This is a genomic window from Arthrobacter sp. H5, assembly GCF_000520595.1.
In the GTDB taxonomy this organism is placed as follows: Bacteria; Actinomycetota; Actinomycetes; order Actinomycetales; family Micrococcaceae; genus Arthrobacter_D.
This window is the reverse complement of sequence record NZ_KI915011.1, coordinates 38,059-44,924: the sequence shown is the minus strand read 5'-3', so window position 1 is coordinate 44,924 and position 6,866 is coordinate 38,059. Positions and strand designations below refer to the sequence as shown.

Annotated in this window: 6 protein-coding genes and 2 tRNA genes; 3 read left to right on the top strand and 5 right to left on the bottom strand. The window is 62.1% G+C overall.

From position 1 onward, the window contains the following. Positions 1 to 321 precede the first annotated feature (321 nt). Both Y708_RS0116070 and bcp read right to left on the bottom strand, forming a co-directional pair. A tRNA-Leu gene (locus Y708_RS0116070) sits at positions 322 to 403 on the bottom strand. Between the two features lie 60 nt (positions 404 to 463). Continuing rightward, entirely contained in the window at positions 464 to 934 is a 471-nt protein-coding gene (gene bcp / locus Y708_RS0116065) for a thioredoxin-dependent thiol peroxidase (RefSeq protein WP_028280711.1), read from the bottom strand. A 143-nt stretch (positions 935 to 1,077) separates the two neighbouring features. On the opposite strand from bcp, the gene Y708_RS25705 reads away from it, so the two are divergent. Further along, positions 1,078 to 1,620, top strand: a complete 543-nt coding sequence (locus Y708_RS25705; protein ID WP_081746888.1) for a MarR family winged helix-turn-helix transcriptional regulator — start codon at positions 1,078 to 1,080, stop codon at positions 1,618 to 1,620. Between the two features lie 89 nt (positions 1,621 to 1,709). Here Y708_RS25705 and Y708_RS0116055 read toward each other — a convergent pair. Then, a tRNA-Lys gene (locus Y708_RS0116055) sits at positions 1,710 to 1,785 on the bottom strand. 91 nt (positions 1,786 to 1,876) lie between these two features. Further along, on the bottom strand, positions 1,877 to 3,067 hold the full coding sequence (locus Y708_RS25700; protein WP_253905850.1) for a PQQ-dependent sugar dehydrogenase: 1,191 nt from the start codon (positions 3,065 to 3,067) through the stop codon (positions 1,877 to 1,879). Positions 3,068 to 3,498: 431 nt separating this feature from the next. On the opposite strand from Y708_RS25700, the gene Y708_RS0116040 reads away from it, so the two are divergent. After that, positions 3,499 to 4,452, top strand: a complete 954-nt coding sequence (locus Y708_RS0116040) for a 2-hydroxyacid dehydrogenase (protein WP_028280708.1) — start codon at positions 3,499 to 3,501, stop codon at positions 4,450 to 4,452. Position 4,453: 1 nt separating this feature from the next. Here the strand turns inward: Y708_RS0116040 and Y708_RS0116035 are convergent, their stop codons facing one another. Beyond that, positions 4,454 to 4,975, bottom strand: coding sequence for a hypothetical protein (locus Y708_RS0116035; protein ID WP_253905849.1), 522 nt, complete (start codon positions 4,973 to 4,975; stop codon positions 4,454 to 4,456). A gap of 166 nt (positions 4,976 to 5,141) precedes the next feature. Here Y708_RS0116035 and ilvD point away from each other — a divergent pair, with 166 nt between their 5' ends. After that, the gene (gene ilvD, locus Y708_RS0116030) at positions 5,142 to 6,845 is read left to right on the top strand and encodes a dihydroxy-acid dehydratase (protein WP_028280706.1); all 1,704 of its coding nucleotides are present in this window, start codon (positions 5,142 to 5,144) and stop codon (positions 6,843 to 6,845) included. The last annotated feature ends 21 nt before the right edge of the window (positions 6,846 to 6,866 follow it).

Below are 6,866 nucleotides of genomic sequence, written 5' to 3'. Positions count from 1 at the left end.
AGGCCGCGAGTCCAAACATGGCTACAGCTGCGACACCGAGCATCGAGAGATTCCTGCGCTTGTAGAGTTTCATCAGATTTCTCCTTCGTAGTCCCGGCCGAAGCATGAAATTTGCAAGGGCCAATCGACTGATTGGTCGAACACATCGTGTTGATGTCTCAGAGGTAATTCGAGTAGATCAACAGCGCGGATTGGTGACGATTGCCAAATAATTTGTGCCCGTCGTCACGGTCCTGCCTCGGTGCGGTGCTGGTATCACCTTGTGGAGGGCGAATCAAAAAAGCTGAGGCACCCCGCCGGGGTGCCTCAGCTTTTTAGATGTGCGCGAAGGGGGACTTGAACCCCCACGTCCGAAGACACTGGAACCTAAATCCAGCGCGTCTGCCAATTCCGCCACTCGCGCCCGCTGCGTTTGACCGGCCCCGTGGGGCTGGTCAAACACCAGCTTCCAGTCTACTGGACATCAATCGAGACCAAGATCCCTACGCAGCTTGGCCACGTGTCCGGTGGCGCGGACGTTGTATTGGGCAAGCGCCACCTGTCCGGTTTCGTCGACCACAACAGTTGAACGAATGAGGCCCTCGTAGGTCCGCCCGTAGTTTTTCTTCTCGCCCCAGGCGCCCCACGCAGCAGAGACAGAATGATCAGGGTCGGACAGTAGCGGGAAAGTAAGAGCTTCCATTTCGCTGAACTTTTTCAGCTTGTCGGCAGGGTCGGGGGAAATTCCAACCACCTTGTATCCGGCCGCCTCCAACGGGCGCAGACTGTCACGGAAATCGCAGGCCTGGCGGGTACAGCCGGGAGTGGAAGCAGCCGGATAGAAATAGACCACCACCTTGCTGCCCTCGAAGTTTGCCAGTGAAACGGTGTTGCCGTCCGCTGAAATAAGCGTAAAGTCGGGGGCACGATCCCCGTTTGATAGTTTTTCAGCCATATTGGTTCTCCTTAAGGATTCATATAGTCAACTACTCTTCATGGTGAAGGTAGGGAAAACGATAGATATCATATGAGGAAGGGGTAAACGAAGCCTCATTACTGCGCAGTAAGCGGCGTGGGGCGAAAGGAAGTGGCCTGTCTATGTCGGATCTGGAGCAATGGCCCACCGGGCGACTGCTGACGACGGCTGCCCGTCTGGTAGAGCATGCGTGGAATGAGCGGCTCGTGACCATTGGGGTGACGCATGCGGGCGTGATCGCGCTCGGTGTTCTAGCCGGCCAGGGAGCCATGACGCAGGCCGGGCTCGCTCAGATTGTTCGGGTGCAGGCACAGACAATGGGAAAAACCCTCTCCAGACTCGAAACCCGCGGTCACGTATCGCGGGTGCGCAACGACTTGGATCGGCGCAGCCACACAGTGTCCATCACCTGCGCCGGCCGCGAGGTTCTGGAACAGGCAAAGGATGTTGAACGCACCCTCATCACAGGCGATGGTCTCGTGTCGGATGAGCTAAGGGGCCATCTGCAGATGGTCATCAAGGAATTGGGAGCCCCACGGTGGAAGTGGGCCGTGGAAGCTGCAGATCCAGAAGTGCCCGCTGCCGGACGCGACGTCGGGGGAGCGATGGGGCTGAACCGGCTGAGCGGCTGGCACGCGACCGCTGGACCACGGCCAAAAAGCTGACCACAGCCCACATGAAGAAAAGCTGACCACAGCCCACATGAAGAAATCCCGCCCGGCGTAAAGAATCAGCCAGACGGGATTTTTCTTGTTGGTGCACCCCCCGGGACTTGAACCCGGAACCCTCTGATTAAGAGTCAGATGCTCTGCCAATTGAGCTAGAGGTGCGTGTGGAATCCGGTCCAACCGGCGTTCCGCAACAGCACTAAACTGTACCAGCAAGATCGCGGGAACGGTAAATTACCCAGGGCGCTGTGAGCTACTCCTCCTCCACCCTCACAATGCGCGAGTCGCCGTCCTCATTGGTGGCCACCCACAGCGCTCCGTCTGTGCTTTCCACGACGTCGCGCAGGCGGCCGAATTCACCGTCAAAATGGCTGACAGGCATCCCGGCAGAACCGTTGGCCAGCGGAACCTGCCACAACCTCTGTCCACGCAGTCCGCCGATGTAGGCCACGTCACCTACGATTGCCATCCCGCTCGGTGACGATGTGGCCGTAGAAGGCCACACCACCTGTGCATCCGTGAAACCTTCCCGGCCGGGCGCGCCGGTGACCTCCGGCCAGCCGTAATTATTTCCCGCAGCAATGAGGTTCAGTTCGTCGTCGATCTCCGGACCAAATTCGCTGGCCCACAGCTGGCCTTCCGAGTCCCAGGCCAGCCCCTGCACGTTCCGGTGGCCAAGCGAGTACATGGCCGAGCCTGCGGTGGGATTCCCGGGAGCCGGGTCGCCGTCGGCGGTTACCCGAAGTATTTTCCCGCCAAGGCTTGAGGGATCCTGCGAGTTCTCCCCAACGGAGGCGTCGCCGGTGCCGATATAGAGAAATCCGTCGGGACCAAACTTGATGCGTCCGCCATTGTGGATGTTAGCTTTGGGAATGCCCGTGAGCACTTCCACCTGTTCACCGAGCCCTTCCGGCGAGTATGAGTTGCTGACCACCCGGTTATCGGACGGGCTGGTGTAGTACATGAACAACCGCGGTTCCGTGTCGAAATCGGGTCCGATGGCCAGCCCCAGCAGTCCGCCTTCGCCGCCGGCCGCCACGGCGTCGTCAATGACACCCACTACGCTGGTGTTCCCATCAACGATGCGGATGATCTCGCCGGTCTCCCGGTCTGACACCAGTGCGCTTCCATCCGGCAGGGCAATCATCGACCACGGTGTGCCAAGGCCAGACGCCAGCTCGCCCACCACGGAGAGCGCAGGCGCCGTTGGCGGTGACACGGGGTCAGCGGTTTCGGCGCCGGCCGTTTCATTGTCCGGTTCAGTGGATTCCGCGGCCTGCGGCGTCGCCGACGACGACGGCGGTTGCCCGCTCCCGCCCTGGAAAATGGGATCAGGTTCAGGGGCTGCAGTGCACCCCATGAGGACAAATATCGTGGCCGCTGCACCCAGCCTGCCCCGCACCCGGGGGCCGGCATTCCCCGGCACGCGTTGATGGTCGTTCATGATCGCTGCTGCCCCTGTGGCCGGATTACGGCCTCGGAATCCTTCGACTCCCAGCCGGAGGTGTCATCCGGTTGGGGTTGCTGGAGTGGCCCTGGCGCTGCTTCGGTTGTGTTTTCCGGGTTCCTGATGCTCGACGGCAGGGGTGATTGGGGTCCGGCGGATACTTCCGTCGAATGGCCGGCCCTCCCGGCAGGTTTGCGGTTCCGAAACCAGAGGACCAGCGCGACCGCTGCTGCAATGAGAAGTGCCCAGAGCAATGCGTCCATCGTCAAGTCCTTCCTTCCGTGCAGGGGAGTCCGCATGGAAGCGACGTTACTTTCCCATCCACACCCTGTCTAGGCGTCCTGACAGGGCCTCAGCACCCCGGAAATAGGCGCAGGGGATTGCCGACACGATTTCGAACGCTGCCGGTGGGGCGATACCCTGACCGAATGAGCACCCCAAGGATCCGCACGGTGACCGTACCCGATGAAGAAATGCTGAACGCGCTGCAGCCGACTCCGGAGGGGATCGACGTTGTGGTGTGGGACTTCCACAGCGACCCGCAGGGCGCCCGGTATGGCGATGTTGACGTCGTCGTCCTGCCCTATATGTCCTTGGGCGACATGCGCGGGCCGCTGGCAAAAATACCCGACCTCAAGCTGGTTCAGACACAGTCCACCGGCTACGAGGGAGTTCCGGAAATGGTGGGAGACGGTGTGGCCGTGGCCAGCGCAGCAGGCGTGCACGCTGCGGCGACCGCTGAGCTGGCCGTTGGGCTGGCCATCGCATCGCTGCGGGGCATCGATGTGGCGGTGCGCAACCAGAACGACGGCGTATGGCAGCCCGGGCGGTTCACCGGCCTCGCGGACCGGCGGGTGCTTCTTCTCGGCGTGGGCGGTATTGGTGCGGAAATCGCGAAGCGCCTGGACGCCTTCGAGGTGACCCTGACCCGGGTGGGGAGCTCAGCGCGGAACGATGAGCGCGGCCGGGTCCACTCGAGCGATGAGCTGGTGAGCCTTGCCGCTGAGCATGACGTCCTGATTGTCATCACCCCGCTGAACGATTCAACCAGGGGGCTGGTGGACGCGAAGGTGCTCGCCGCCCTGCCGGACGGTGCGCTGGTGGTCAACGTTGCGCGCGGCGCCGTGGTTGACTCGGATGCACTCACCAGGGAAGTGATCTCGGGCAGGCTCAAGGCGGCCATCGACGTCTTTGATCCCGAACCAATGCCTCAGGATCACCCGCTGTGGGCGGCTCCAAACGCAATCATCACACCACACAACGGCGGAAACACGGGAGCGTTTGAACCGCGCATCATCAAACTACTGCGTTCCCAGCTCCAGGCGCTGGCTGACAGCCGTGAACCGGCCAACCTGGTCCGCAGGGGCCATTGGGGCAACTGATTCAGGCCATCGCAACGAAAGCCCGCATGAACGACTGGAAGTCGGGATAGTCGTCCCGCTGGTCCATCCTCAGTGTCTCGCCGGGGACGGGGGAAAACGCGGCCTGTGCCTGGACGCCGAACCTGAACGTCTTGCCGGTGCTTGTGCCCACTTCGTAGTCCCCGCCGCCAAGCTGGACGGCATGTGACAGATTGGTCATGTTTATCTCAACCGGAACCCCGCCGCCGGTAAGCGTCTGGACATTGACCGGAGCCACCATGAGCTCTGCGGGGTGCCACCTGTAGCCAATAACAAAGTACTTGGGCTTCGACACGCGCCCGCCGGAGGGATCCTTGGTCTCGTGCCGCTCATTCATGGCGAAGACCAGGTTGTAGTCGCCGTAGTTCAGGATCTGTGAATCGAAAATATGCCGCAGCGTGTCTTTCAGGGCATTACTGCCCGATTGGTTCTCTGGTGCGTGAGGCTGCTCGGGAGTCATGTGGGGCCACTTGGGGTAGGGGACGCCCGCGGTAGGGCGGGTCATTCAGCAGAGGATGGCCGCTCCATCCGTTCGGGTCCGCGGCAGCCACACTACCTGATTCTTCGGTTCGCGCCACACTTTGAATTAAGCTGGCACCGTCCTAGCTGGTGGTGTAACAGGCCGGTAATACGTCACGTCGCGTATCCATTCAAGGCCTAGACTTTGACCCATGAGCGTCGAGACGAAACCTGACATCAAGCCAAGAAGCCGAGCCGTCACCGATGGGTTTGAGCGTGCGCCGGCCCGCGGGATGCTGCGCGCCGTGGGAATGGGGGATGACGATTTCGCCAAGCCGCAGATCGGCGTCGCCAGTTCCTGGAATGAAATCACGCCGTGCAACCTGTCCTTGAACAGGCTGGCGCAGGGTGCCAAGGAAGGCGTCCACGCCGGCGGCGGGTTCCCCATGCAGTTCGGCACTATTTCCGTGTCTGACGGCATTTCGATGGGCCATGTGGGAATGCATTTCTCCCTGGTGTCGCGTGAGGTCATTGCGGATTCGGTCGAAACGGTGATGGAAGCGGAGCGGATTGACGGCTCGGTGCTTCTGGCGGGCTGTGACAAGTCGTTGCCCGGCATGCTGATGGCTGCGGCGCGGCTCGACCTTGCCAGTGTCTTCCTGTATGCGGGCTCCATCATGCCCGGCTGGGTCAAGCTGGAGGACGGCACCGAGAAGGAAGTGACCCTGATCGATGCCTTCGAGGCGGTGGGTGCCTGCGCCGCGGGAAAAATGTCCGAAGCGGACCTGACCCGCATTGAGAAGGCGATCTGCCCCGGTGAAGGCGCCTGCGGCGGAATGTACACCGCCAACACCATGGCCTGCATCGGAGAGGCTCTCGGGATGTCACTCCCGGGTTCCGCGGCCCCGCCGTCAGCCGACCGTCGTCGTGATGAGTTCGCCCGGAAGTCCGGCGAAGCAGTGGTTAACCTGCTGCGTCTCGGGATCACGGCGCGCGACATCATGACCAAGAAGGCCTTTGAAAACGCCATCGCCGTCACCATGGCCTTTGGCGGTTCAACCAACGCCGTGTTGCACCTGCTGGCGATTGCCCGCGAGGCCGAGGTGGACCTGACCCTGGATGACTTCAACCGCATTGGCGACCGCATCCCCCACCTGGGCGACCTCAAACCGTTTGGCCGTTACGTGATGACGGACGTTGACAAAGTTGGCGGTGTGCCCGTCATCATGCGCGCACTGCTGGATGCAGGTCTTCTGCACGGAGACGTATTGACTGTCACCGGCAAGACCCTCGCCGAGAACCTTGCGGTCATCAACCCACCGGACCTGGACGGCAAGATTTTGCGTGCCCTCGACAACCCCATCCACAAGACCGGCGGGCTGATGGTCCTGAAGGGATCGCTGGCGCCGGACGGCGCCGTCGTGAAGACCGCCGGGTTTGACGCCGAGGTGTTTGAGGGAACGGCCCGCGTCTTCGAGCGCGAGCAGGGTGCGCTGCAGGCGCTGGCAGCCGGGATGGTCAAGGCGGGCGACGTCGTCGTTATCCGGTATGAAGGGCCCAAGGGCGGTCCGGGGATGCGCGAGATGCTCGCCATCACCGGAGCGATCAAGGGCGCCGGGCTGGGCAAGGATGTACTCCTGCTGACGGACGGACGCTTCTCCGGCGGAACAACCGGACTGTGTATCGGCCATGTGGCGCCGGAGGCAGTTGACGGCGGTCCGATTGCTTTTGTGAAGGACGGCGACCGGATCCGGGCGGACATCCCCAACAAGTCGTTCGACCTTCTGGTGGACCCGGCTGAGCTGGAGCAGCGGAAGATCGGCTGGGAGCCGCTGCCGGCCACCTACACCAAGGGTGTGCTGGCCAAGTACGCCAAGCTGGTCCACTCGGCGTCGGAAGGCGCTTACTGCGGTTAGGACGCTGATGACGACGGCGGC